The following is a 23590-nucleotide window of genomic DNA, read 5'->3' on the forward strand; positions in this document are numbered from 1 at the left end:
GTGGCCGAGACCTCCGACCAACGTGCGCTGGCGGTCTCGCTGAGCGCGTTCGACGAAGAGGTCCTCGCCCGCCTCCTCTCCGATCGCCACGTGTCGACCTCCGCGACGTGGCGCGACATGTTCGACGCCGCCGACGCGCTGCTCGACCCCGCCTCGATCGCCCGCGCGCTGCCGTTGCTCGCGCGCGTGGAAGCCGAAGCGCTCGTCGCCGCGGTGGACGACGGCATCCCGGCAATCGGCCCCGTCGGTCGCGCGCTCCACCATCGCGCCCTCGTCGACGACGACGGCCGCGCCTACGCCGCGGTCGCGACCGCCGTGAAGGACGCGGCTCCCGACGGGTTGCCCGCGGCATCCTCGGATGCCGTCGCCGAGGCCTCGGACGACGCAGCCGCCGCCGAGTCGGCCTTCACCAACGCCGCGGCGCTGGCCGATGTCCTTCTGCTCACGCTGGAGTCCCCCCTCGGACGGATCGGGTCGGGGTCGCTCGGCGCGAGCGAACGCCGGCGGCTCGTCGATGCCGGAGCCGCCCCTTCGGGGGAGGAAGCCGATCTGCTGGTGGGCCTGGCCGCCCGCACGGGGTTGCTGGGCACGAACGGCCGCGCCTGGCTCGTGACCTCGGCAGGGCGCGCGTGGCTGCGTCTGCCCACGCTCGAGCGGTGGGCATCGACCGCCCGCACGTTGCGCGACACGCTGCCCCGGGCCTACCGCGCACCCTCGGGCGGATGGATGCCGCAGCCCACCTGGGCCGGAGCCACCCCTTTCGACCCCGCCGGAACCGAGCGCGCCGCGCGATGGACGCACCGCCTGCGGGCATGGGGTCTCCTCGACGCCCGCGGCGCGGTTCCCCCCTGGGGTCGGGGTCTGGCCGAGGGCGCCGACGTCGACACCTCGGTCCTGCGCGACCTGCTCCCGCCGGAGGTCGACAAGGTCTACCTGCAGAACGACCTGACCGCGATCGCGCCGGGGCCGCTCGCCCCGCACCTCGATGTCCGGCTGCGCGGGATGGCGGCGCGCGAGTCGCGCGCGCAGGCGTCGAGCTACCGATTCAGCGCGGCGACGATCGGCGCGGCCATCACCGCCGGAGAGACGGCCGACAGCCTCCGCGACTTCCTCACCGGGATCTCGCTCACCGGGCTGCCGCAGCCGCTCGCCTACGTCATCGAACGCACCTCCGCGGAGCACGGGAGGGTCCGCGTGAGTGCGGACACGGCATCCGGTCTCACCACTGTCCGCACGGACGACGAGACCCTGTTGCGCGCGATGGAGGTCGACACGTCGCTGCGTTCGGTGGCGCTCAGTCGCTCGGACGACGAGCTCATCACGCACGTCGCGGCCGACGTCGTGTTCTGGGCCCTGAGCGACGCCCGCTATCCGACAGTCGCCGTCGACGCGGACGGGCGCCCACGGGCGGTCGAGCGGGCGAAGCTGGCCGCGGCCGCGACACCCGACGAGCCCTCCGAGCTCTACGGTCCGCTCATCGCGCGCCTGCGGGCCGGCGGCGAGGACTCGGATGCCGCGTGGCTCGAGCGCGAACTCGATCAGGCGGTGCGCGCTCGCGCCGTGATCGACGTCACCGTGCGGCTGCCGGACGGATCCGCGCGCGTGTTCCGACTCGAGGCCACGGGACTCGGCGGCGGGCGCTTGCGCGGGCGGGATCGCGCCGCAGACGTCGAACGCACTCTGCCGCTGTCGCACATCGACTCGATCAGCCCGGCCTCCTGAGCGTCGACCGGCGACCCGCTCCCGACGCACCGGTAGAATCGAACGCTATGGCTGACGGTCCCCTCATCGTCCAGAGCGACCGCACGGTGCTCCTGGAGGTCGCGCACCCCGATGCGGAGACCGCGCGGCACGAGCTCGCGGTCTTCGCAGAACTCGAACGCGCTCCGGAGCACATCCACACGTACCGCATCACGCGGCTCGGGTTGTGGAACGCGCGTGCGGCCGGACACGACGCCGATGCGATGCTGCAGACGCTGGACCGGTGGTCGCGGTTCCCGGTCCCGGCGTCCGTGAGCACCGACATCCGCGAGACGGTGGGCCGGTACGGACGTCTGGTGATCGAGCGCGACGAGGACGGGGCGCTCGTGCTGCGTTCCACCGACCCCGCGGTGCTCAGCGAGGTCTCGCGCAACAAGCGGATCTCTCCGCTGCTCATCGGCCACCCGACTCCCGACAGCTACACGGTCGACGCGTGGGCGCGCGGCCACATCAAGCAGGAGCTGCTGAAGATCGGCTGGCCGGCCGAAGACCTCGCGGGGTACACGCCCGGGACGCCCCACCCGATCGACCTGGCCGAGGACGGCTGGAAGCTGCGTCCGTACCAGCGGCAGGCGGTGGAGTCGTTCTCGGAGGGCGGCTCCGGAGTCGTGGTGCTCCCCTGCGGCGCGGGGAAGACCCTCGTCGGCGCTGGCGCGATGGCCGAGACGCGGACGACGACCCTCATCCTCGTGACCAACACGGTCAGCGCGCGCCAGTGGCGCGACGAGCTCCTCCGGCGCACGAGCCTGACCCCCGAGGAGATCGGCGAGTACTCCGGCCAGTCCAAGGAGATCAAGCCGGTCACGATCGCGACCTACCAGATCCTGACGGCGAAGCGCGGCGGGAAGTACGCCCACCTGGCCCTCCTCGACGCGCTCGACTGGGGGCTCGTCCTCTACGACGAGGTGCACCTCCTTCCCGCGCCGGTGTTCAAGCTCACCGCCGATCTGCAGGCCCGCCGCCGTCTCGGACTCACCGCAACCCTCGTGCGCGAGGACGGACGCGAGGGCGACGTCTTCAGCCTCATCGGCCCCAAGCGGTTCGACGCGCCGTGGAAGGAGATCGAGGCCCAGGGCTTCATCTCCCCCGCGGCCTGCTACGAGGTGCGCATCGACCTGCCCGCCGACGAGCGGCTCGAGTACGCCGCCGCCGCCGACGAGGATCGGTACCGCCTCGCGGCGACCGCACCGGCCAAGATCGACGTCGTCCGGCGCCTCGTCGATCGGCATCCGGGCGAACGCGTCCTCGTGATCGGACAGTACCTCGACCAGATCGACGAGCTCTCGGAAGCGCTCGATGCGCCGAAGATCACGGGCGCCACGCCGGTCTCCGAACGCGAGGAGCTGTTCCAGGCCTTCCGCGAGGGCGAGATCTCGCTGCTCGTGGTGTCGAAGGTCGCGAACTTCTCGGTCGACCTCCCCGAGGCCTCCGTCGCCGTGCAGGTGTCGGGCTCGTTCGGGTCGCGCCAGGAGGAGGCGCAGCGCCTCGGCCGTCTGCTCCGGCCGAAGCAGTCGGGCCACACCGCGAGCTTCTACACGCTCATCGCCCGCGACACCGTCGACCAGGACTTCGCGCAGAACCGTCAGCGTTTCCTCGCCGAGCAGGGCTACGCCTACACGATCCTGGATGCCGAGGGGATCGTCGCCGAGGCCGCCTGAGCACTACCAGGACTCGGCGTTTCTCGCGATATCCAGCGGTTCCTTGGGTGGAGTCACGATAATGGGCGCATGACAGCACCGCGCATCCTCGTCGTCGACGACGAACCCAACATCCGCGACCTGCTCATCACGAGCCTGCGTTTCGCCGGATTCCAGGTCCGCGCCGTCGCCAACGGCGCGCAGACCATCTCCGCGGTACTCGAGGAGGAACCCGACCTCATCGTGCTCGACGTGATGCTGCCCGACATGAACGGGTTCAGCGTCACCAAGCGCCTGCGGGGGGCCGGTTACACCGCCCCCATCCTCTTCCTGACCGCCAAGGACGAGACCGAGGACAAGATCACCGGCTTGAACGCCGGCGGCGACGACTACGTCACCAAGCCGTTCAGCCTGGATGAGATCGTGGCCCGCATCCAGGCGATCCTCCGCCGCACGATGCAGGCGGACGAGGAGTCGGTGATCCGCACGGGTGAGCTGACCATGGATCAGGACACGCACGACGTCAACGTCGGCGACGTCTCGATCGACCTCAGCCCCACCGAGTTCAAGCTCCTCCGCTACCTGATGCTGAACCCGAATCGCGTGCTCTCCAAGGCGCAGATCCTCGACCACGTCTGGGAGTACGACTTCAACGGCGACGCGGGCATCGTCGAGAGCTACATCTCCTACCTGCGCCGCAAGATCGACCCGCACTCCTCCGAGCCGCTCATCCAGACCAAGCGCGGATTCGGCTACATGCTGAAGTCCGGCAAGACCGCCTGAGCGGAGCGCGATCCTGGAGAACTCCGACGATGCACTGACGCACTGGTGGCGCCGGCTGAGCCTTCGCACGAAGGTCACCGGCGTCACGGTGACGCTGCTGGCCGTCGGGCTCGTCGCCGCCGGCATCGGCACGCTCGTGTTCCTGCGTACGACGCTCATCAACAACCTCGACGAACAGCTGGGCCAGCAGGCGGCGGGCAACATCGCCAACAGCATCTTCGTCACCGATGACGTCGAAGGCCAGCTCACCTTCACGCAGGTCGACAACGCCCCGCAGATCGGCTCGATGGTCGTTGTCTACGGTCCCGACGGGCAGCGCGTGGCGTTCTACAACGGCACGGCGATGAAGACCGTGCCGCAGTTGCCCGAGACCTTCTCGGTCGAGCAGACCTACAGCCAGGTCGACCGTCGCATCGACCTCGACGACCCGGTCTCCGGGCAGCACTTCATCGCGCGGGTGGGTCTGCTGCAGGTACCGGGCAACAACAGCTTTTACACCCAGATGGTCATCCAGCCGCTGGCGCCGACCGACCGGATCGTGGCGGCGTACGTCGGCATCTACGGTTTCGTGGCGCTGCTGATCCTGATCGCGAGCGCACTGTTGACGCGTGCCCTGGTGACGCTGACCTTCCGCAGCCTCGGCCAGGTCGAGACGACGGCCATGGACATCGCCGCGGGCGACTTCAGTCAGCGTCTGACGGACATCGTCCCCGACACCGAGGTGGGCCGGCTCAAGGCGGCGATCAACGCGATGCTCGGGCGCATCGACGGCGCCCTGAATCAGCGGGATGCCACGGTCCGGCAGATGCGCCGGTTCATCGGCGACGCGAGCCACGAACTGCGCACTCCGCTCGTGACGATGCGCGGGTACGCCGAGCTGTACCGGATGGGGGCGATCCGATCCGATGAGGACGTGGCCCAGGCCATGGAGCGCATCGAGAAGGAAGCCATCCGCATGGGTGCCCTCGTCGAAGACCTCCTCGCGCTCGCGCGCCTGGACGAGCGACGCGATGTGGCGATCACTACCCTCGATCTGCGTCCCATCGCCCGCGATGCCGCGCTCGACCTGCGCGTGACCTCCCCGCAGCGCGAGGTCACCGTCGACGACACGACCAGCCGCGCCGCCATCGTCCTGCCCGTCATGACGCTCGATCCCGAACTCCCCGCCGAGGACGGCGCGGCGACGCCCGGCCGACGCCGGACGGCGCCCACCACCTCGGCGATGGCGATCGCCGGTGCGACGCTCTCCCGACTCCGGCGTCGACGCGACGCCGGCGACACCGCGGAGACCGAGGCGGCACCGAAGGGCCCGGTCGACGCGACCACGCCGCCGCGGCGGGTGGCGAGCCTGGCGCCGATCGTCCTCGGCGACGAGAACCGCGTCCGCCAGGTCGTCGCCAACCTCCTCGGCAATGCCCGCCGGTTCACTCCGGACGACTCCCCCATCGGCTTGCGCGTGGGGGTGGATGCCGAGACCGACATGGGGTGGATCGAGGTCATCGACCACGGCGAAGGTGTGCCTGAGCAGATCCGCGAGCAGATCTTCCAGCGCTTCTGGCGCGCCGACACCTCACGCACCCGCGAAACCGGCGGCTCCGGACTCGGCCTGTCGATCGTGGCATCCATCGTCGACCTGCTGCACGGGAAGGTCGAGGTGGCCGACACCCCCGGCGGTGGCGCGACCTTCCGGGTGTCGCTCCCGCTCGCAGAGCGTCGGGATGCCAGCGAGCACGCTCTCATCACGACGCAGCCGCTCGAGCGGCTCCCCGAGGCCCTCCGGCCCGAGATCGCCGACGAGTAGCCCCGCCGCGCGCTCCGCCGGGCGGTGACGGCTGCGCGGTGCTGCGCTGGCCCGCGCCGTGCCGGCCCGCGCCGCGCTGCGCTGAGTTCGGGCGAACGCCCGCGCCGGCCCGACCCACGCGTACGTCCGCGCCAAGTCAACATCGACCGAAACCGCCCGCGGCAGAGCCAAGGAGGCGAGGCCTCGTGGCTCGCGCCCCGACGAAAGAGCGCCCCCTCCCGAAGGAGGGGGCGTTCTTTCAGCGCTCAGGCGTGGATCAGAAGTCCATGCCGCCGGTCGGGTCGCCCGCGGGAGCGGCGACCTTCTCGGGCTTGTCGGCGACGACGGCCTCGGTGGTGAGGAAGAGACCGGCGATCGACGCGGCGTTCTGCAGCGCGGAGCGCGTCACCTTGGCGGGGTCGATGATGCCCTGCGCGAACAGGTCACCGTACTCACCGGTCGCGGCGTTGAGGCCGTGGCCCACGGGGAGCTCGGAGACCTTGTTGGCCACGACGCCGGGCTCGAGGCCGGCGTTGAGGGCGATCTGCTTGAGCGGAGCCTCGATGGCGACGCGGACGATGTTCGCACCCGTGGCCTCGTCACCGACGAGCTCGAGGTTCGCCAGAGCCGTCTTGCCGGCCTGGATGAGCGCGACGCCACCACCGGCGACGACACCCTCTTCCACGGCGGCCTTGGCGTTGCGCACGGCGTCCTCGATGCGGTGCTTGCGCTCCTTGAGCTCGACCTCGGTCGCGGCACCGGCCTTGATGACGGCGACGCCACCGGCGAGCTTGGCGAGGCGCTCCTGGAGCTTCTCGCGGTCGTAGTCGCTGTCGGTGTTCTCGATCTCGCGGCGGATCTGGGTCACACGACCCTCGATCAGCGCGGAGTCACCGGCACCCTCGACGATGGTCGTCTCGTCCTTGGTGATGATGACCTTGCGCGCACGGCCGAGCAGGTCGACGGTCGCGTTCTCGAGCTTGAGGCCCACCTCTTCAGTGATGACCTGGCCGCCGGTGAGGATCGCGATGTCCTGCAGCTGCGCCTTGCGACGGTCGCCGAAGCCGGGCGCCTTGACGGCCACCGACTTGAAGATGCCGCGGATCTTGTTGAGCACGAGCGTCGCGAGAGCCTCGCCCTCGACGTCCTCGGCGATGATGAGGAGTTCCTTGCCCTCCTGGATCACCTTGTCGACGATGGGCAGAAGGTCCTTGATGTTCGAGATCTTCTGGTTCGCGATCAGGATGTAGGGGTCTTCGAAGACCGCTTCCTGGCGCTCGGGGTCGGTGACGAAGTAGGGGTTGATGTACCCCTTGTCGAAGCGCATGCCCTCGGTGAGCTCGAGCTCGGTGCCGAAGGTGTTGGACTCCTCGACGGTGACCACACCCTCCTTGCCGACCTTGTCGATCGCCTCGGCGATGAGCTCGCCGATCGCGGGGTCAGCGGCCGAGATGGAGGCGGTCGCGGCGATCTGCTCCTTCGACTCGACCTCCTTGGCCGAAGCGAGGAGCTCGTCGGTCACGGCCTTGACGGCCTTCTCGATGCCCTTCTTGAGCGAGATGGGGTCGGCGCCGGCCGCGACGTTGCGCAGACCCTCGCGCACGAGCGCCTGAGCGAGGACGGTCGCGGTGGTGGTTCCGTCACCGGCGACGTCGTCGGTCTTCTTGGCGACCTCCTTGACCAGCTCGGCGCCGATCTTCTCGTACGGGTCGTCGAGCTCGATCTCCTTGGCGATCGAGACACCGTCGTTCGTGATCGTGGGGGCGCCCCACTTCTTCTCGAGCACGACGTTGCGACCGCGGGGGCCCAGGGTCACCTTGACGGCGTCGGCCAGGGTGTTGAGGCCGCGCTCGAGACCGCGACGGGCCTCTTCGTCGAAAGCGATGATCTTTGCCATAAGTTTGTCGTCCCTCCCGGACGGGTGACTTCCAGTTTTTGGCACTCGACGAAAGCGAGTGCTAATTCATTCTGGCACTCGCCCCTGGTGAGTGCAAGCCACACGACACCCCCGGACACGACGACGCCGCGGCCCCCGTGAACGGGGACCGCGGCGTGCGGGAAAGCGAGAGGCGGTCAGGCGATGAGGCGGACCGACTCGGCCTGCGGGCCCTTCTGACCGGACCCGACGGTGAACTCGACGGCCTGTCCTTCCTCGAGGACTCGGAAGCCGGACATCTCGATGTTCGAGTAGTGGACGAAGACGTCCTGGCCGTCCGTCACGGTGATGAAACCGTAACCCTTCTCGGCGTTGAACCATTTGACGGTGCCCTGGGCCATGCGAACTCTCCTGTTGCTGAACGACGTGGTCATCGTAAGCACGGGGAGCCGCGTGATTCCGGCCCGGGAGGCCATTGTTGACACGGCGGCATCCAACTTTTTACGCCGCGGAAACACCGGACGGCCGCGAGGACTCAGGGGGTGGGCTGGGTCGCCCTGTCGAGACCGATCACCACGACCAGACGCTTCTCGGCGCTTTCGTCGTCGGCGGTGTTCGGGTCGTCGGTGGGTTGGAGGAAGTCGCTCTGCGCGACCTCCGCGCCTCCGATCGCCGCGGCGAGGCCGAGCGCGGCCTGCTCGTCCGCCGGACTCTTGTAGTACACGGTCGTCGTGGCGAAGTCGGTCGTGTCGGAGTCGCCCGTCTGGACGGCGTCGCCCGACCACCCGAGGGCCACGATCTGATCCCGGAGGTTGCCCGCGAGGCCCTCGTCGGCGGTGCCGTTGAGGACGACCACCGAGTAGGAGGTGTCGATGGCCGGCGGAGTGGTCTCGGCCACGGTCGGCGTCGGCTCGGGATCGGAGGACAACGAGATCCGCCCGGATGCCACGAGCACCCCGAAGATCCCGACGACGATGAGGACGATCGTCGCCAGCGCGGCCCAGAGGAAGACAAGCCACCCGCGCGAGCGGGGGCGCTCCGCCCGGTGGGCGCCGACGCGGCCGTCACCGTCCGGAAGGTCGTCGAAGCGATCCCGCGGGAAGGTCGATCTGGGCATTGGACGATGTTACCGGTCGGTTCCCCAGCGTCCGATCAGCGTGACGCCGTGCGCCCGAGGCGCGTCCGGTGCTGCTCGGCGGCCTCGTCCCGGCGGCGGCGGAGGCGCCGCACCAGCATCGGGTCGTGCGCCAGCGCCTCGGGGTCGTCGAGCAGACGCCCGAGCAGCTGGTAGTACCGGGCGGGCGCGAGGTCGAACTCCGCGCGGATCGCCTCCTCCTTCGCGCCGCCGTGGCGACGCCACTCACCTTCGAACGCGAGGAACGCGCGGTCACGGTCGGAGAGAGGCACGACCTCACGCTACTGCGCGCGGAAGGCGGATCCCGGATGCCACGCCACCCAAGCCCCGAGCGGGTCGACGCTGGCGAGGACCTCCCCGTCCAGCGCGAGCGCGAAGCCCCCCGGACGGAGGTGGGGCGTCTCGTTCCACGCATCGTGGAGGCCCGCGGCATCCAGGGTGACCCACCGCCCCGCGGCACGCGCGGCCGCGATGACGTCTCCGCGGTGACGCCGCGGCACGTGCGCGAGGACACCGGGCGTCGTGACGACCAGGGTCGCATCGCGCGGGGCGAGCGCCGCGAGCGCCGGGAGCGCTGCGGCCCCGTCGCCCTCGACGAGGAGGGGCGGATCGCCTGCGGCGATGTCGAGGGCCGCGGTGATCCGTTCGCGGCGGCCCTCCTCCCCCGGCCACACCAGCCCGGTGAGCCAGGCGCGATCGCGCACGTCCCGCGCGTCGAGCGGCTCGAGGTCGATCCCCGCCCGCCACACGACCTCGGGGAGGCGTAGCGGAGGGTCGCCCTCGATCTCGGACTCCAGCACCACCGGGCTCGGTCCGTCCGACGGGTCGAGGCTTTCCACGGCGCCGCCCGAGGCGCGGAAGCGGTACGAGTACCGGTCGGGGTACAGGCACAGTCCCGCGCTGGCGCCGATCTCGATCAGCGCGATCGGCCCCTCGATGATCGACAGCGCCGGCAGCAGCGCGGCGCATCGCAGCGGTTCGTTCGTCTGGAGGGTCCGCCGAGTGCACTCGTCGACGATCGCGTCGGCGTGCGCGACGACCCACGCGGCCCATCGATCCCCCGCCTCCATCGGCGCGCCGAGCAGACGCATGACCGCGAAGACGAGGGGCGGCTGGCGATGCGTGTCCGGAATCCGCGCCAGCACCTCCGCGACATCCGGATCGATCTCCACCCGTCGCGCCCAGTCCTGGTACACGCGGGAGCGGCCGCGCGCTTCGTCGCGGGCGAACCGCCCGTAGCGGTCGACGACGGCGGTCACGGCATCCTGGTCCACCCCGCGATTATCCCGCCACGGGCATCACCGGTCCGGGACACGAGACAATGGAGGGGACGAAGGAGACCACCCATGACCTACGCCGTCGAAAAGTCCGACGACCAGTGGCGGGCCGAGCTGACGCCCGAACAGTACGCGGTCCTGCGCCAGGCCGGCACCGAACGCGCCTGGACGGGCGAGCTGCTCGACGAGAGCCGCGCCGGCCTCTACGCGTGCGCCGCGTGCGGCGCCGAGCTGTTCCAGAGCGGCACGAAATTCGACTCGCACTGCGGGTGGCCGAGCTTCTACGAGTCGGTGCGCCCCGAGGCCGTCGAGCTGATCGAGGACAACAGCCACGGCATGCAGCGCACCGAGGTGCGCTGCGCGAACTGCGGCTCGCACCTAGGCCACGTCTTCCCCGACGGGTTCGGGACGCCCACCGGCGACCGCTACTGCATGAACTCGCTGTCGCTGAACTTCACCCCCGTCGACGAGGCATGAGCGCGCTCGAGGCGATGCGCGACCGCCGGTCGTGGTCGAAGGTCACCGATCTCGCTCCCACCGGACCCGAGCTCGAGGCGTTCGTTGCGGCGGCCGGTCGCGTGGCCGACCACAAGTCGCTGCGGCCGTGGCGGCTCATCGAGATCCGCGGAGCCGACCGCGACGTGCTCGCGCGCGCCCTGAATCGAGCGGACGGCAAGAAGGGCCTGTCCTCGAAGCCGCGTCGCGCACCGCTCATCATCGCCGTGGTGGCCGATCTCAGCTCGAAGAAGATCCCCGCGTGGGAGCAGGAGGCCGTCGCCTCCGGCGTCGCCCACATGCTGAGTCTCGCTCTCGACGAGGCCGGGTTCGGCGTGTTCTGGCGCACCGACGACAACACCCGCAGCAAGGTGCTCGCCAAGGCCCACGGCCTGGCGAAGGGCGAAGTCCTGCTCGGCTGGCTGTACGTCGGTGGCAAGCCGGTGCGTTCCCGGCCGACCCGGCGCAAGACCGTGGATGCCGCGATGCACCTGTCGCGGATGCCGGGAGGCAAGAAGCGTCGAAAGGTCGACGAGGCGCGCCTCTGACCCGTCGTCGTGGCGGCGGCCTCAGCGGGGGCGCCGACGGCGCCACGGCAGCGCCGCCACGACGACACCGACGATCGCCACGGACGCGGCGAGCACGGCGATCGGCGTCGCCGGTGCCGCCGGCGCGGGCCAGACGGCATCCAGGACGACCGAGGTCGTGAGCAGGCCGACGACGGATCCGAGTCCGAGCAACAGGACACCCGTGCGCTGCACGATCACCGACGACAAGAAGATGTAGACCACCCCGACCGTTCCCCCCAGGTACAGCCACGGATCGGCGGGAAGGGCGCGGGGCGCCCCGACGATCGCGATGTGGACGAGCCCCGCGACGATGAGCACCGCCGTTCCGCCGGCGAAGTTCACGACCGTCGCCGCAAGGGGGCTCTGCACGCGCAGGCGCAGACGACCGTTCGTCCCCTGCTGCCACGCGACGCCGGCGCCGGCGACCACCGGAACGATCAGCATCCAGACCGGGATGCCGCCCACCCCGTCGCCCGTCAGCGAGACGCCGACTCCGGCGAGCGCCAACACGGCCCCGACGATCCGGCGGACGGTCACCGGAACCACTCCCGCCGGGCCGTGTCCGATGCGGTCGAGCAGGAGCCCGCCGGTGGTCTGGCCGGCGACGAATCCCACGGTGAACAGGGCGACGCCGATGGTCGCGACCGCGAGGCCCTGGCACGCGACGGTGAACGCCCCCGCCGCCCCGCCCCACAGCATCCAGGTGGGGACCGAGCGTTCGCGGACGCCCGCGACCAGACGCGCCAGCCCCGCGCGCCCCGCGGGGAGTGCCGCAGCGATCAGGAGCACCACGACCAGTCCCGATCCGAACGAGATCCCGCCCGCCAGCACGCCGTCGCCGATCTCGGCGCCGAGCGATCCGTTGACGCGGGCCTGCACGGCCGTAAGAGCGCCGATCAGGACGGCTCCGATGACGGCGATCCCCGGTGATCGTCGTGCCGACATGCATCCTCTTCCCTGGGCACCGCTCGCGTCGCGGGCCGTCGTCGATCGTACGTGCCCGCGCGCCGGTGTGGACCGGACGGCCCGGATGCGCGAGGCTTTCCGCGTGCCTCACCTCACCGCCGGCCCCGATGACGTCGCCGCAATCCTGTCCCAGCTGACCGCTGCGCGCGCGGACCGCGAGTTCCTCGCGAATGTCGAGCTGCACCTCCCCCGGCTGCACGACCTGTTCCGACGCCTATACGGCGACCGCCCCGACGGTCTCGAGCGTCTCGCCTCGGTCATCGACCTCGCCCGCAGGTCCTGGGCAGAGCGCCCCGCGGGACTCAGAGACGTCGATCGCGAGCGGGCGAGCGCCCCGGACTGGTTCGAGAGCGAGCGGATGCTCGGTGGGGTCTGCTACGTCGACCGGTACGCCGGTGGGCTCCGCGGCATCCGTGAGTCCATCCCGTACTTCCGCGAGCTGGGGCTCACCTACCTGCACCTCATGCCGCTGTTCGAAAGCCCCGAGGGCAACAGCGACGGGGGCTACGCGGTGTCGAGCTACCGCCGGGTGAACCCGACCCTCGGCACGATGGAGGAGCTCGCCGAGCTGGCCGCGGAACTGCGCCACGCCGGTATCTCGCTCGTCGTGGACTTCATCTTCAATCACACCAGCGACGAGCACGAGTGGGCGAGGAAGGCCGTGGCCGGGGAGGCGGGCTACGAGGACTTCTACCTCATCTACCCCGACCGCGAGATGCCCGACGCCTATGAACAGACGACGCGCGAGATCTTCCCCGACGACCACGCCGGCTCCTTCGTGCAACTGCCGGACGGCCGGTGGATCTGGGCGACGTTCTACCACTTCCAGTGGGACCTCAACTACGCCAATCCCGCGGTGTTCGAGGCCATGGCCGGCGAGATGCTGTTCCTCGCGAATCAGGGCGTGGAGATCCTGCGGATGGATGCCGTGGCCTTCATCTGGAAACGGCTGGGCACGACGTGCGAGTCGCTGCCCGAGGCGCACCTCCTGCTGCAGGCGTTCAACGCGGTGCTGCGGATGGCCGCACCGAGCCTGCTGTTCAAGTCGGAGGCGATCGTCCACCCCGACGAAGTCGTCTCGTACATCTCCCCCGACGAGTGCCAACTGTCGTATAACCCGCTGCAGATGGCGCTGACCTGGGAGGCTCTCGCCACCCGCGACGGACGCCTCTTGCAGCAGGCCCTCGAACGCCGACACGCCCTGCCCGAGGGCACCGCGTGGGTGAACTACGTGCGCAGCCACGACGACATCGGTTGGACGTTCGCCGACGAGGATGCGGAAGAGTTCGGCATCCAGGGGTATTCGCACCGGCGCTTCCTCAACGACTTCTACGTGGGACGCGTGGAGGGGTCGTTCTCGCGCGGGGTTCCGTTCCAGGAGAACCCGCGCACCGGCGACGCGCGCATCACCGGAACCACTGCGTCTCTCGCGGGGATCGAGGCCGGAGATGCGGGCGGCGAGGACCGGGTGATCCTCGCGCACGCGCTGGCGCTGTCCACCGGGGGCGTTCCGCTGCTCTACCTCGGTGACGAGGTCGCGCAGCTCAACGACTACTCCTATCGCCGCAACCGCGCCGAGGCCGGAGACAGCCGGTGGGTGCACCGCCCGCACCGCCCCGAACAGAACTACGCCGACCGGACGGATGCCACGACCCCCGCCGGCCGCGTGTTCTCGCGGCTCACGCGGCTCATCGACGTGCGCCGGTCGACGCCCGAACTCGCCGGCAACGAGCTCATCGCGTTCGACGCGCACGTCGACTCGGTCGTGGCGTTCCTTCGCCCCGGTGGTGCCGGCACCGCCGTGCTCGTGCTCGCGAACGTCGCCGACCACGCCGTCGAGATCGACGCGCTGACCCTCTCGGGCCTGGAGCCGGATGCCATCGACCTCCTCGCCGACCGGCCCATCCCGCTCGCCGGCGGGCTGACCGTGCCGGCCCACGGGGTGCTGTGGTTGCGGGTGGGGCTGCGCTGACGAGCGATTCCGCGACAGTGGAGCTCGAATTCGCGCCGGAATCTCTCCTAGCCGCGTGATGGAAACCTTCGCGTCATAGACGCTCCCTACACTCCCCTCCCGGGGGATTCATGGAGAAAGCAGCACACCGGTTCCGCGGTGACATTCAAGGCCTGCGCGCGCTCGCGGTGGGCCTCGTCGTGTTGTACCACGGAGGACTGCCGTTCCTCCCGGGCGGATACGTCGGCGTCGACGTCTTCTTCGTGATCTCGGGCTTCCTCATCACGACGCATCTCCTCCAACGGCTCGAGAGGACGGGGCACGTCGGCTTCGCCGACTTCTACGCCCGCCGCGCACGCCGCATCCTCCCGGCATCCCTCCTCGTCGTCGCACTGACGGTCATCGCCGCCCTCATCTGGATGCCGCCGCTGCTGATGAAGGAGGTGTTCTTCGGCGCCGTGGCGACGGCGCTCTACGTGCCCAACATCCTGTTCGGTCTGCAGGGCACGAACTACCTCGCGGAGTCCACGCCGTCGGTGTTCCAGCACTACTGGTCGCTCGGCATCGAGGAGCAGTTCTACCTCCTCTGGCCGCTGCTGCTTCTCCTCGTGGTGCGTTTCCTTCCCGGACGCCGTCGACTCACGATCGTCCTCACCCTGCTGACCGCGGCGTCCTTCGCCGCGGGGCTGTGGTTGACGTTCGAGAATCAGCCGTGGGCGTTCTTCGGTCTGCCCACGCGCGCGTGGGAGCTGGCCGTCGGCGGCATCGTGGCCGTCGTCGCGCTGAACCGCGAGTCGGTCCTCCCCCCGCGGGTGAGCGCGGTCGTCGGCTGGGTGGGCGTGGTCGGCGTCGTGGTCGCGGCCCTCGTGTACAGCGAAACGACGCAGTTCCCCGGTGTCGCCGCCGCCCTTCCCGTGGTCGCGACGGCTGCCGTCATCCTCGCCGGGAGCGGCCCCGCCCCCTACGGCCCGGCGGCGATGCTCTCGCTCCGCCCGCTGCTGTTCATCGGCACGATCTCCTACTCGCTGTACCTCGTCCACTGGCCGCTGCTGGTCATCCCGCAGGCCGCCGTCGGGTTCGAACACCCGCTGCCGCTGTGGATCACGCTCGCGCTGAGTCTGGCCGCGGTGCCGCTCGCCTGGATCCTGTACCGCTGGGTGGAGACCCCCGCGCGCGACGCGCGCTGGCTCACCGCGTTCCGCCCGCGGCGCACGCTCTTCGCCGCTGCCGCCGCCTCCGTGCTCGTTGTGGGGCTGACAACGGGGAGCTACACCCTGTCCGCGGCCAAGCCCCTCCACGAAGCCGCGACCGTCGCGGCATCCGAGCCCTCCGATCCGCCCGCGCTGACGTCGTTCGTCCCGGCGAACCTAGAGCCGAGCCTGCGGGCCGCGTCCGACGATCAACCCCGGATCTACGACGATGGATGCCACCTCGGCTTCGACGCGACGACCCCCAAGGACTGCGTCTACGGCGACCCGGCAGCACCGCGCATCGCCCTGTTCGGCGACTCGCATGCGTCGCAGTGGTTCCCCGCACTGTGGAGCTACGCGGAGGCGAACGGCATGTCGCTCGAGGTGCACTCCAAGAGCTCGTGCCCGTCGGCCGACGCCGAGCTCTTGCGAAACGCCGTGCCCTACACGGCATGCAGCCAATGGCGCGAAGCCGTCCTCGAGCGGCTGGCGGCGACTCCCCCGGCGCTGGTCGTCCTGGCCAACTACGAGAAGGTGTCGTACGCGAGCCCGAGCGGTGACGACGTGGCGGATTGGAAGGCGGCCCTCGACCGGACGCTGTCCCGCATCGACGCCCCGACCGTCGTGATGGCCGACACTCCCGACCTCGGCACGACGCCGTCGGTGTGCCTCTCCGCGCATCTGAACGCCGCCCTCGACTGCGGCCGCGACCGCTCCACCGCCGTCGCGCAGGTGTACCGCGACGCGGAGCGCGCGGCGGCCGACGCCCACGGCGCGGCGTTCATCGACCTCACGGACTACCTCTGCACGACGGACGAATGCGGGCCCATCGTGGGCGACACCCTCGCCTACCGCGACGCCCACCACCTGACGGCGACGTTCAGCGCCCAACTGGCGGGACCGCTGACGAGACAGCTGGCGGATGCCGGCTTCCCCGGCGCCGAGGGCTGAGTCCGGCGCGCGTCAGTGATGCGTGAGGAGCACCTGGTGCGCCTCGCCGCGGCAGAAGCACACCTCGGCTCCGGCGAGCCCGCTCACGGGCTCCTCCATGTAGCCGCATTCGACGACCGTGCGCCGACGGAACAGCGTCCGGACGATCCGCGCGGTCGCGTTTCCGTGGCCGCAGGAACGGCACGTCGCGCGACGCAGCGACGCGTCCTGATCCGTCTTGTGCGCATCTGACATGACCATGTCGACGGCCCCTCTCTCAGCCCTGCTCCTTTGCAAAGGCTGTCCCCCGATTGGAGGACACTAACACCGTTTAGGGGTACGGTGGGCGGCCTTGCGCGAATCGTGTGGGAGCGCGTCCAATGGGTGCCCTGAGGCGGGAAGACGCGGGGTCGAGGTGCCGGCTACAGGACTTGAACCTGCAACCCCCGTTTGTGCCGTTGGCTGTTCATTGTTGTACCCCCCTGTACTCTCCGCGGAAACACGCGGGAGCGGTACAACTAAGTACACGTAAGGACAGCCGCAAAACCGTGAGTAAATCGTGAATGAGGCGCGCCAACCATCACGCCAGGCGACGCCGCTGCTCGGCGTCCCCGGCGTCCCGTAGACGACGCAGACGGCGGACCAACATAGGCCGAGCCGCCTCAGCCTCCGGGGCCTCAATCGCACGATGCAGCACCTGAAAGTACCTAGCCGGCGACACCCCGAACCGAGATCGTATGGCCTCATCCTTCCGCCCCGACCAGCGCGGCCACTCCTCCTCGAAATCGAGCAGGCTCATCACCTCGATAGCTGCCATGCGCACATCCTCCCCCGCACCACCGACACACGTCGTGGCGCAACGACCGCGACAGCCGATATCGTGGCGTGCCATGAGCGCCGACGACCCGAAGCCCGGGAAGCTAGACCACCTCCGCGAAGACATTCGGACTGCGGCATCCGGTCTGCCTGCGAGCGGGTTCGTCCGTCGCGACCTGAACCACCTCGAAACCCACCTCGCCGACGGGGAAACGGTCGACCGTATCGTGTCGGGCACGTACGACAACGCGAACGGCATCCTCGTGCTAACCGACCGTCGACTCCTGTTCCTCAATCACGGGATCCTCTCCCAGCGCAGCGAGGACTTCCCGCTCGAGAAGATCAGCAGCGTCCAGTTCAAGGGCGGGATGATGCTCGGTGAGGTGACGATCTACACGTCGAACCAGCAGGCGACGATCAAGAACGTCGCGAAGCCCCTCGGGAAGACCTTCACGGACGCCGTGCGCTCCCGCGGTTCCGCACCCCGCGCCGCCGCACCCCCGGATCACGCTCAGCAGTTGGCGCAGTTGGCCGAACTCCGAACCGCGGGCGTCCTCACCGAGGACGAATTCGCCGCGAAGAAGGCCGAGATACTCGCGCGCATGTGATCCGTCGCCCGCGGCCACCAACGACGAAACGCCCCGGCGTCCCAACCCCTCGTGAGGGTGGGACGCCGGGGCGTCTGTCACGCAGCCTTCGTGTAGCGGATGCGGAGGGTGAACGATCCGGGCGTGCCGGTGCCGCCAAACCCGCCGTACGTGGATCCCACGGCGACGAGCCCGCGCGCGGCGCCCGTGCGGAGCGCCTCGCGGAGCCCCGCGGGTAGAGCGATCTCGCCCGTGCCGCCCGGCCCGATCGTGCCCGAGGATGCCAGGTCGAACGAACCGTCCGTCGGCTCCCCACCAGGCCGGGAACCGTACGTCGTGCCACGCACCGTCAGCGCCGCCGAGTTGCCGTCATCGGTCTTGCGAGCCGTCAGGATCGCCTCGTCGATCGACAACGCGCCCAGATTCTTGATCTGGTCGCCGTACCCCGCGAACCCCCGGAGCACACCCGAACCGTAAGCGCTGCCCTGATAGATGTCGGACGCGCCGCCGTACCGATCAGCGTTCCAACGGTCCCACGCTCCCGCCGACAGACGGAACGTGCCCGACGACTGCGGGCCGATCGTCGCCGTCGCCGTGACCACCGCGCCCCCAGCTGCGGGCGGCGCTTCCGGCCCGGCCGCCGCCGGCTCCACCGACGGCCCCAACGCGATGACCGGGCGCGCCCAGTCGTCGAGCATCACCCACGCGGTCTCGTCGACCACGTACGAACCGGCCACCGACGGCACGACCACCTCGACGCCGGCAACCTCGACGGTCACCTGCTGATCGCCTACTGCCGTCACCACACCCGCGACGACCGGCACAGCCGGCACCACCGGGCCGACCACGAGCACCGGTCGCGCCGACGTGGGATCCAGCAGCACGCGGGCAGACTCCCGCGACGCGTACCGCCCGGCCACCGCCGGTAGCCACACGTCACCACCGCGGATCTCGATGCGCACCCGCCGCCCCTCGGCGTCCACATCGAGAACAGTCCCCGTCGTGACGAGCGCCGAGTCCTCATCGACACTCGGCCCCTGAGGTGCGCGCCGCGCCAACAGCCCCATGACCCCGAGCGAGCTCGTGTCGATCACGACGTCAGCCCCACATCGATTCGCATATCTCCCCCGTCCGCGGTCAACGGCAGATCCCACGCCGTGACCCACCCCCACAGGGGCGAGTCGTCACCGCGCGAGATCGACACCGGGTCGTCGATCTCGATGCGCGGGTCCGGCGCGATCCGCACCGGCACCGACTGCGCCGGCCGCGCCGCGCTCTCGAGCATCGACCGGGCCGCCGCCTGCGCTTGCACGTGATTCTGCAACAGGCTCGACGACCACTCCTTGACGACGATCCCATACGGACCGTTGACGCTCATCGGCCCGCTGGTCAGCATCGCAATGCCCTGCACGTCCGCCTCGGCCGAGTTGCCGGTCGACGCGACGACGACGTTCGGCACACCGTCGCGGGAGTCCGCGCGCGGCGCGCTGACCAGCGTCCCGCCCTCCCCATCCTTCAACCGCAGGACGGGCGCCGGCACGTCGGGCAGCGGCGCGCGGAACACGTACTGCCCCCACGAATCGACCCGCAGCAGCGCCGGCCACGCGTCCGCGATCTCCCTGAGGTTCTCCATCCGGCTCTTTGACCACGACATCGCCGACGGGCACGCCCGATCGACGAGCGCCGGGTCGAACGACACGCCCACACCAGCCGGTGCGAGCCGTCGCGCCTCGGATGCCAGCGAACCGACCGGCGAGGTGAGTTTCGTCAGCTTGTCGTCGCGCGCTCGAGCGAGCAGCGATTCGCCCTTGACCGTGATCGTTCCAGCGTCGTCGTCGTCCCACCCCTTGATCTGGTAACGACCGATGCGGGTCTCCCACACCTGCCGGGTAGCGACGGACTCGACCACGATCGACACGTCCAGGAACTGCCCGAACCGGGCGAGCGGGTGCCCCGGGTCGACGCCCGGCCGCCAGTCGAACGCGTCACCGCCGGGCGTCGGGGCAGCCCACCGAGGAACGGTGATCGACAGTTCCTCGATCACTTCCTGATCGGCCTTCCCCGTGACCCGGCCCGACCGGACCGGAACCTCAGCTGCGAGCATCTGCCCGCCCAGCCAGGACGTCACCCGGGGCCGCCAGATCGGCGCCCCCGCCAGCACCTCATCCGGCGGCCCTTCACGCATCCGTGCCCCCTCTCAGAGCAGCGCCCAGTCGGTCGCGTCGAACTGATCCCACGTGTCGAACAGCACGTCGAAGTCGCTCCACGTCCGCGACGACATCGCCGCGTCGAAGTCATCCCACGTGAACGCGAGCAGACGCGCCGACGGCTCCGGGTCGGAAAGCTCGCGCACCCCGAGCGAGAACCGCCGCCAGGTGTCGAGCCCCTCCGTGATCAGTTCGTCTTTCCACGACGTCACAATCCCGATCACCACGGCTTCGAGATCACGCATCCCCGGCGTCAGCCGTCGAACAATGACCGGGCTCGCCTTCAGGATCGCCTCGAGCGCCGCGGCATCCGCACCGTGAACGTCGAACGCCCACGCGTACGAGAACGACCCCGCGACGTCCAACCGGGCGGCCGGATCCCGCCGGCCCGCGATCTCGAACACCGACGACCGCGAACCCGCCGAACGCTCCTCCGTCAGCGACGCGATCTCGACGCCGACGACCGAGCGACCATCGAACGTCTGCACCACGGCGACCCCGTCGAAGTCGACCACGATCGGCGCGGCCGTGTAGGTTACCCCGGCGACCAGCACCTCGTACGTGACGGGCACGTTCAGCGGCGCCCGGTTGTCGGTGAGCAGCACCTGCACGCCCGCGGACACCCCACGCCCACCGGACACACCCCACCGGGAACCATCCGCCGTCGTCTTTGTGATCTCGTACGCGACCCCGGCCGCGACCCCGTTCAGCTTCACCTGAACAGGGCGCGGCCGAGACGCCGACAGCAGCACCGCCTCAACAGTCACCACCACGTCACACCCCCAACGCGGTCTTGATCTGCCGCTGCGCGCCCGTCACGATCAGCGGATACACGGTCTCGCCGATCAGCGCGGCCATGAACTCGAGATCCTCCCGGGCGATGCGCAGCGGACCGGACGACCCGCCGCCGGCACCACGCGACGCCTCGATCGCGACACGCTCCATGCGCGACGCGACCTTGTCGACAGGCTCGATGTACTCCCGACCGCCCGGGTTGTCGCCCACGACGGCGAGCATCGGCCCCATAGTCACACCACCGGTCGCGAGGTACGGGATCTGCGGGATGCCCAGACTGAACGTCTGCCCACCCACGATCGGCACCCACGACGGGATCGACACCGAGATCGAGTTGAGCCCCCGGATCGCGGAGTTGACCAGGCCGATGATGCCGTTCACCGGGCCGCGGATCGCGCCGAGCGCCGCCTGAAACCCGGCCGACATGAACCCCGCGATCGCGCCGAAGACGTCGCGCACCGTGTTACCGATCCACGTCACCGCCCCGACGATCGCGCCGATTGTCGGCTGAATGATCGACGAATTCACCCACTGGAACCCCGCGCCGATTGCATTCAGCGCAGGCTGCACGTAGGTCGCCCACAGGAACTGGACCGCGAGCCCGAGAAACTGAAGGGCCGACGAGATCCAGTCGACGACCGGTTTCACCGCGTTCTCGTAGAGCCAGACGAACCCGGACCCGATCCACCCGAGCACCGGGGAGACGACCGTCTCCCACAGCCACGTGATCACCGCCGCCCACAGGCCGATGTACAGCATGATCCCGGTCACGATCGGGAGGATGATCGACTGATAGATCCAGGTGAAGACGGCCCCGATCGCCGTGAACACGGGCGACAGGACGCTCGTCCACAGCCAGTTCCACGCGTCGCCGATCCACTGCGTGACCGAGCCCCAGTTCTGGACGAGCCAGATCCCGGCGGCGACGAGCAGCCCGATCCCGACGATGATCGCGAGGATGATCCACGTCACCGGGGATGCCAGCCACGCGGCGTTCTGCGCCCACTGCATCGCCGTCTGCACCGCCTGCGCCGCGGCGTACACCTTCATCGCCCCGCTGATAGCGATGATCGCCCCCGACGCGATCGCGAGCACGGAGCCGATCGCGGTCACGACCCCGGTGTTCTCCGACGCCCACCCGGCGAAGCCCTTCAGCGCGCCGAGCACCCCGTCGATCACGGGCGCCAGCGACGCCCCGATCTCGACAGCCGTCATCTGAAGCTCACGGCGGATCGACTCCCACGCCGCTGCCGGGTTCCCCGACACGGTCTCGCCCATCCGCTGCGCAGCCCCCGCGACGTCTCCGAACGACCCCTGCATTGCCGACAGCTGCCCGATGAACTTAGGGATCTCCCCCGTGCCCAGATCCTCGAGCGGCGTCCCGAACAGCGCGAGCGCCGCCTGCGACTGAGCCGCCGGATCCGTCATCGACTGAAGCCCGCCGATGATCTGCGCGAACGCCTCCGACGCGGTGTCACCGCCCGCCAGGATCTTGTTCGCCATGTCCTCCTGCGAGAGACCGAGAGCGTCGAACGCGCTCTTGCTCGAGGTGGACATGTCGGTTGCGCGAATCGTGAATTCCTTCAGCGCGTCACCGGTCTTGTCGATCCCGTACATGCCCTTTGCGGACGCGTCCGCGAGCATCGAGAACGCTACGTCGCCCGAAATCCCCAGCTGCTGAAAGAACGGGGCGTACTCGTCGACCGCGTCGAGCAGATCGTCGCGCACCGCCGGGGGCACCTTCTGAAGTGCCACCGTCAGCAGGTCGATACCCTCCTGCGCGGAGGACGCCATGCCGGTTGTGAGCATCTGCCCGACCACCTGCGAGATCCGGTCGGCCTCGATCTCGAACCCGCCCGAGACGGTGAGCACCTGCTGCGTGATCTGCTGAAGCTCATCGACCGACGCCTCGCGCATCCCCTGGATCGACCCGATGACACCCGCCGTGGCGGCCTGCACCTCCTCGAGCGAACCGCCGAAGTTGTTCGCGTACGCGTTGCCCGCGGCCTCTCCCGCGCGGGCCGCCTCGGGCTCGGTGAGCGCGAGCGTCCCGGCCAGCTGGTCGACGCCGGCCTCCGCGTTCGCGAACGCGACCGCCGACCCGGTCGCCGCGGCACCGATCGCGAGCAGCGTTCCGGCGGCCACCTTCGACCCGGCACCCAGCGCGTCGTTCCACGCGTCGAACTTGGATTTCGACTGGTCGACCTTGTCGAGCTCCTTGTCCTCGACGAGCAGACGAATGATCAGATCAGTAGCGTTCGCCACGCGGTCACCTCCTGCTCCTCAGACGCTCGAGCTCGGCCCGTTCGTCTTCCTTCTGCTGCTTCATCGCGTCGCAGCTGAGCGCGAGCGACGGCCACATGTCGTAGGGGATTTCCCACAACTTGTCGGGGGTGAGTCCCGGCCAGAAGTCGTGCCGGCAGATCAGCAGTCGGCGCTTCTCCACCTGGTCCTCTAGCCACGGTTCGGCCTCGTTCAGTGCGTCGAGCTCGGGCGACGACGTCGCCGACGTCCGCCGCCGACGGCCGCGACCGTTCGGGACTACTGAGGGTCCGGGGTCTCCTCACCCTCCGTCTCCGCGTCGCGGTGATCGCCGAGCTCGGCGACGAGGTTCTCGATGTTGTCGAGACGCGCGCACGAGTCGAACGTGACGTCGTGCCCGGCGCGGCGCAGGCTCGCGAAGATCGCGAACGCCGTCTGCATGGACGCGGATTTCATCCGCTCGGCGTACTCCTTGCGGTTCCACCCGGTCTCTTTCTCGACCGCGGCCCCGTCCCACAGGTTCGGCTTCACGACGGGGATCGTGGACCCGTCCGCCAGCTTGATTTTCGCCAT

General features: G+C 69.8%; 23 protein-coding genes. 9 read left to right on the plus strand and 14 right to left on the minus strand.

The window, feature by feature from the left end:
• From CSIV_RS14090 to CSIV_RS14105, 4 genes are all read left to right on the plus strand, one after another.
• Positions 1 to 1722, plus strand: coding sequence for a helicase-associated domain-containing protein (locus tag CSIV_RS14090; RefSeq protein WP_077051992.1), 1722 nt, complete (start codon positions 1 to 3; stop codon positions 1720 to 1722).
• A gap of 47 nt (positions 1723 to 1769) precedes the next feature.
• Positions 1770 to 3419, plus strand: coding sequence for a DNA repair helicase XPB (locus CSIV_RS14095; protein WP_077051993.1), 1650 nt, complete (start codon positions 1770 to 1772; stop codon positions 3417 to 3419).
• Between the two features lie 69 nt (positions 3420 to 3488).
• Positions 3489 to 4181: a response regulator transcription factor gene (locus tag CSIV_RS14100; RefSeq protein ID WP_077051994.1), complete on the plus strand. Its 693-nt coding sequence runs from the start codon at positions 3489 to 3491 to the stop codon at positions 4179 to 4181.
• An 88-nt stretch (positions 4182 to 4269) separates the two neighbouring features.
• On the plus strand, positions 4270 to 5982 hold the full coding sequence (locus tag CSIV_RS14105; RefSeq protein WP_238592387.1) for a sensor histidine kinase: 1713 nt from the start codon (positions 4270 to 4272) through the stop codon (positions 5980 to 5982).
• 256 nt (positions 5983 to 6238) lie between these two features.
• On the opposite strand, the gene groL is transcribed toward CSIV_RS14105, so the two are convergent.
• From groL to CSIV_RS14130, 5 genes are all read right to left on the minus strand, one after another.
• On the minus strand, positions 6239 to 7858 hold the full coding sequence (gene groL / locus CSIV_RS14110) for a chaperonin GroEL (protein WP_077051996.1): 1620 nt from the start codon (positions 7856 to 7858) through the stop codon (positions 6239 to 6241).
• Between the two features lie 176 nt (positions 7859 to 8034).
• A complete protein-coding gene (locus CSIV_RS14115) occupies positions 8035 to 8238 on the minus strand; it encodes a cold-shock protein (protein ID WP_022877418.1) in 204 nt (67 codons plus the stop codon).
• A gap of 134 nt (positions 8239 to 8372) precedes the next feature.
• On the minus strand, positions 8373 to 8954 hold the full coding sequence (locus tag CSIV_RS14120) for a LytR C-terminal domain-containing protein (RefSeq protein ID WP_077051997.1): 582 nt from the start codon (positions 8952 to 8954) through the stop codon (positions 8373 to 8375).
• Between the two features lie 35 nt (positions 8955 to 8989).
• Complete coding sequence (locus CSIV_RS14125; protein ID WP_077051998.1) at positions 8990 to 9244, minus strand: DUF3263 domain-containing protein; 255 nt, start codon at positions 9242 to 9244, stop codon at positions 8990 to 8992.
• A gap of 9 nt (positions 9245 to 9253) precedes the next feature.
• Entirely contained in the window at positions 9254 to 10246 is a 993-nt protein-coding gene (locus CSIV_RS14130; protein ID WP_077051999.1) for a DUF2332 domain-containing protein, read from the minus strand.
• Positions 10247 to 10318: 72 nt separating this feature from the next.
• Here CSIV_RS14130 and msrB point away from each other — a divergent pair, with 72 nt between their 5' ends.
• Positions 10319 to 10726, plus strand: a complete 408-nt coding sequence (msrB, locus tag CSIV_RS14135) for a peptide-methionine (R)-S-oxide reductase MsrB (protein ID WP_077052000.1) — start codon at positions 10319 to 10321, stop codon at positions 10724 to 10726.
• Positions 10723 to 11292: a nitroreductase family protein gene (locus CSIV_RS14140; RefSeq protein ID WP_077052001.1), complete on the plus strand. Its 570-nt coding sequence runs from the start codon at positions 10723 to 10725 to the stop codon at positions 11290 to 11292. Before msrB ends, CSIV_RS14140 begins: the two co-directional genes overlap by 4 nt.
• A gap of 21 nt (positions 11293 to 11313) precedes the next feature.
• On the opposite strand, the gene CSIV_RS14145 is transcribed toward CSIV_RS14140, so the two are convergent.
• Positions 11314 to 12258 (minus strand): DMT family transporter, encoded by a 945-nt coding sequence (locus CSIV_RS14145; RefSeq protein WP_077052002.1) that lies wholly within the window; start codon positions 12256 to 12258, stop codon positions 11314 to 11316.
• Between the two features lie 85 nt (positions 12259 to 12343).
• Here CSIV_RS14145 and CSIV_RS14150 point away from each other — a divergent pair, with 85 nt between their 5' ends.
• Both CSIV_RS14150 and CSIV_RS14155 read left to right on the plus strand, forming a co-directional pair.
• Positions 12344 to 14251, plus strand: a complete 1908-nt coding sequence (locus CSIV_RS14150; RefSeq protein ID WP_083735224.1) for an amylosucrase — start codon at positions 12344 to 12346, stop codon at positions 14249 to 14251.
• A 110-nt stretch (positions 14252 to 14361) separates the two neighbouring features.
• A complete protein-coding gene (locus tag CSIV_RS14155; RefSeq protein ID WP_077052003.1) occupies positions 14362 to 16371 on the plus strand; it encodes an acyltransferase family protein in 2010 nt (669 codons plus the stop codon).
• Between the two features lie 12 nt (positions 16372 to 16383).
• Here CSIV_RS14155 and CSIV_RS14160 read toward each other — a convergent pair whose 3' ends face one another.
• Together CSIV_RS14160 and CSIV_RS18740 are read right to left on the minus strand one after the other, a co-directional pair.
• Positions 16384 to 16611 (minus strand): hypothetical protein, encoded by a 228-nt coding sequence (locus CSIV_RS14160; protein WP_077052004.1) that lies wholly within the window; start codon positions 16609 to 16611, stop codon positions 16384 to 16386.
• A 319-nt stretch (positions 16612 to 16930) separates the two neighbouring features.
• Positions 16931 to 17293 (minus strand): DUF3263 domain-containing protein, encoded by a 363-nt coding sequence (locus CSIV_RS18740; protein WP_338012021.1) that lies wholly within the window; start codon positions 17291 to 17293, stop codon positions 16931 to 16933.
• On the opposite strand from CSIV_RS18740, the gene CSIV_RS18660 reads away from it, so the two are divergent.
• On the plus strand, positions 17241 to 17774 hold the full coding sequence (locus tag CSIV_RS18660; RefSeq protein WP_083735147.1) for a PH domain-containing protein: 534 nt from the start codon (positions 17241 to 17243) through the stop codon (positions 17772 to 17774). The two genes, CSIV_RS18740 and CSIV_RS18660, sit on opposite strands and share 53 nt — an antisense overlap.
• Positions 17775 to 17851: 77 nt before the next feature.
• Here the strand turns inward: CSIV_RS18660 and CSIV_RS14175 are convergent, their stop codons facing one another.
• The 6 genes from CSIV_RS14175 to CSIV_RS14195 all read right to left on the minus strand — a co-directional run bounded on the left by CSIV_RS14175 (position 17852) and on the right by CSIV_RS14195 (position 23590).
• Positions 17852 to 18847 carry a hypothetical protein gene (locus CSIV_RS14175; RefSeq protein ID WP_077052006.1) on the minus strand — a complete coding sequence of 332 codons (996 nt, stop codon included), beginning with the start codon at positions 18845 to 18847 and terminating at the stop codon, positions 17852 to 17854.
• Positions 18844 to 19938 carry a hypothetical protein gene (locus CSIV_RS14180; RefSeq protein ID WP_139340716.1) on the minus strand — a complete coding sequence of 365 codons (1095 nt, stop codon included), beginning with the start codon at positions 19936 to 19938 and terminating at the stop codon, positions 18844 to 18846. The genes CSIV_RS14175 and CSIV_RS14180 overlap by 4 nt, the downstream gene beginning before the upstream one ends.
• Positions 19939 to 19950: 12 nt before the next feature.
• Complete coding sequence (locus CSIV_RS14185) at positions 19951 to 20733, minus strand: hypothetical protein (protein ID WP_139340717.1); 783 nt, start codon at positions 20731 to 20733, stop codon at positions 19951 to 19953.
• A gap of 1 nt (position 20734) precedes the next feature.
• A complete protein-coding gene (locus CSIV_RS14190) occupies positions 20735 to 23020 on the minus strand; it encodes a phage tail tape measure protein (RefSeq protein WP_077052009.1) in 2286 nt (761 codons plus the stop codon).
• Positions 23021 to 23024: 4 nt separating this feature from the next.
• Positions 23025 to 23201, minus strand: a complete 177-nt coding sequence (locus CSIV_RS18450) for a hypothetical protein (RefSeq protein ID WP_175627621.1) — start codon at positions 23199 to 23201, stop codon at positions 23025 to 23027.
• A gap of 95 nt (positions 23202 to 23296) precedes the next feature.
• Positions 23297 to 23590 carry a hypothetical protein gene (locus CSIV_RS14195; RefSeq protein WP_077052010.1) on the minus strand — a complete coding sequence of 98 codons (294 nt, stop codon included), beginning with the start codon at positions 23588 to 23590 and terminating at the stop codon, positions 23297 to 23299.

This window comes from Microbacterium sp. CSI-V (assembly GCF_001984105.1).
Lineage (GTDB): Bacteria > Actinomycetota > Actinomycetes > Actinomycetales > Microbacteriaceae > Microbacterium.

Bases quoted from the DNA above. Each gene is read 5' to 3' on its own strand.
- CSIV_RS14095 (WP_077051993.1), top strand. From the start codon at position 1,770: ATGGCTGACGGTCCCCTCATCGTCCAGAGCGACCGCACGGTGCTCCTG.
- CSIV_RS14100 (WP_077051994.1), top strand. From the start codon at position 3,489: ATGACAGCACCGCGCATCCTCGTCGTCGACGACGAACCCAACATCCGC.
- groL (WP_077051996.1), bottom strand. From the start codon at position 7,858: ATGGCAAAGATCATCGCTTTCGACGAAGAGGCCCGTCGCGGTCTCGAG.
- CSIV_RS14115 (WP_022877418.1), bottom strand. From the start codon at position 8,238: ATGGCCCAGGGCACCGTCAAATGGTTCAACGCCGAGAAGGGTTACGGT.
- CSIV_RS14120 (WP_077051997.1), bottom strand. From the start codon at position 8,954: ATGCCCAGATCGACCTTCCCGCGGGATCGCTTCGACGACCTTCCGGAC.
- msrB (WP_077052000.1), top strand. From the start codon at position 10,319: ATGACCTACGCCGTCGAAAAGTCCGACGACCAGTGGCGGGCCGAGCTG.
- CSIV_RS14140 (WP_077052001.1), top strand. From the start codon at position 10,723: ATGAGCGCGCTCGAGGCGATGCGCGACCGCCGGTCGTGGTCGAAGGTC.
- CSIV_RS14145 (WP_077052002.1), bottom strand. From the start codon at position 12,258: ATGTCGGCACGACGATCACCGGGGATCGCCGTCATCGGAGCCGTCCTG.
- CSIV_RS14150 (WP_083735224.1), top strand. From the start codon at position 12,344: ATGCGCGAGGCTTTCCGCGTGCCTCACCTCACCGCCGGCCCCGATGAC.
- CSIV_RS14155 (WP_077052003.1), top strand. From the start codon at position 14,362: ATGGAGAAAGCAGCACACCGGTTCCGCGGTGACATTCAAGGCCTGCGC.
- CSIV_RS14160 (WP_077052004.1), bottom strand. From the start codon at position 16,611: ATGGTCATGTCAGATGCGCACAAGACGGATCAGGACGCGTCGCTGCGT.
- CSIV_RS18660 (WP_083735147.1), top strand. From the start codon at position 17,241: ATGAGCGCCGACGACCCGAAGCCCGGGAAGCTAGACCACCTCCGCGAA.
- CSIV_RS18740 (WP_338012021.1), bottom strand. From the start codon at position 17,293: ATGTCTTCGCGGAGGTGGTCTAGCTTCCCGGGCTTCGGGTCGTCGGCG.
- CSIV_RS14180 (WP_139340716.1), bottom strand. From the start codon at position 19,938: ATGCGTGAAGGGCCGCCGGATGAGGTGCTGGCGGGGGCGCCGATCTGG.
- CSIV_RS14195 (WP_077052010.1), bottom strand. From the start codon at position 23,590: ATGGCGAAAATCAAGCTGGCGGACGGGTCCACGATCCCCGTCGTGAAG.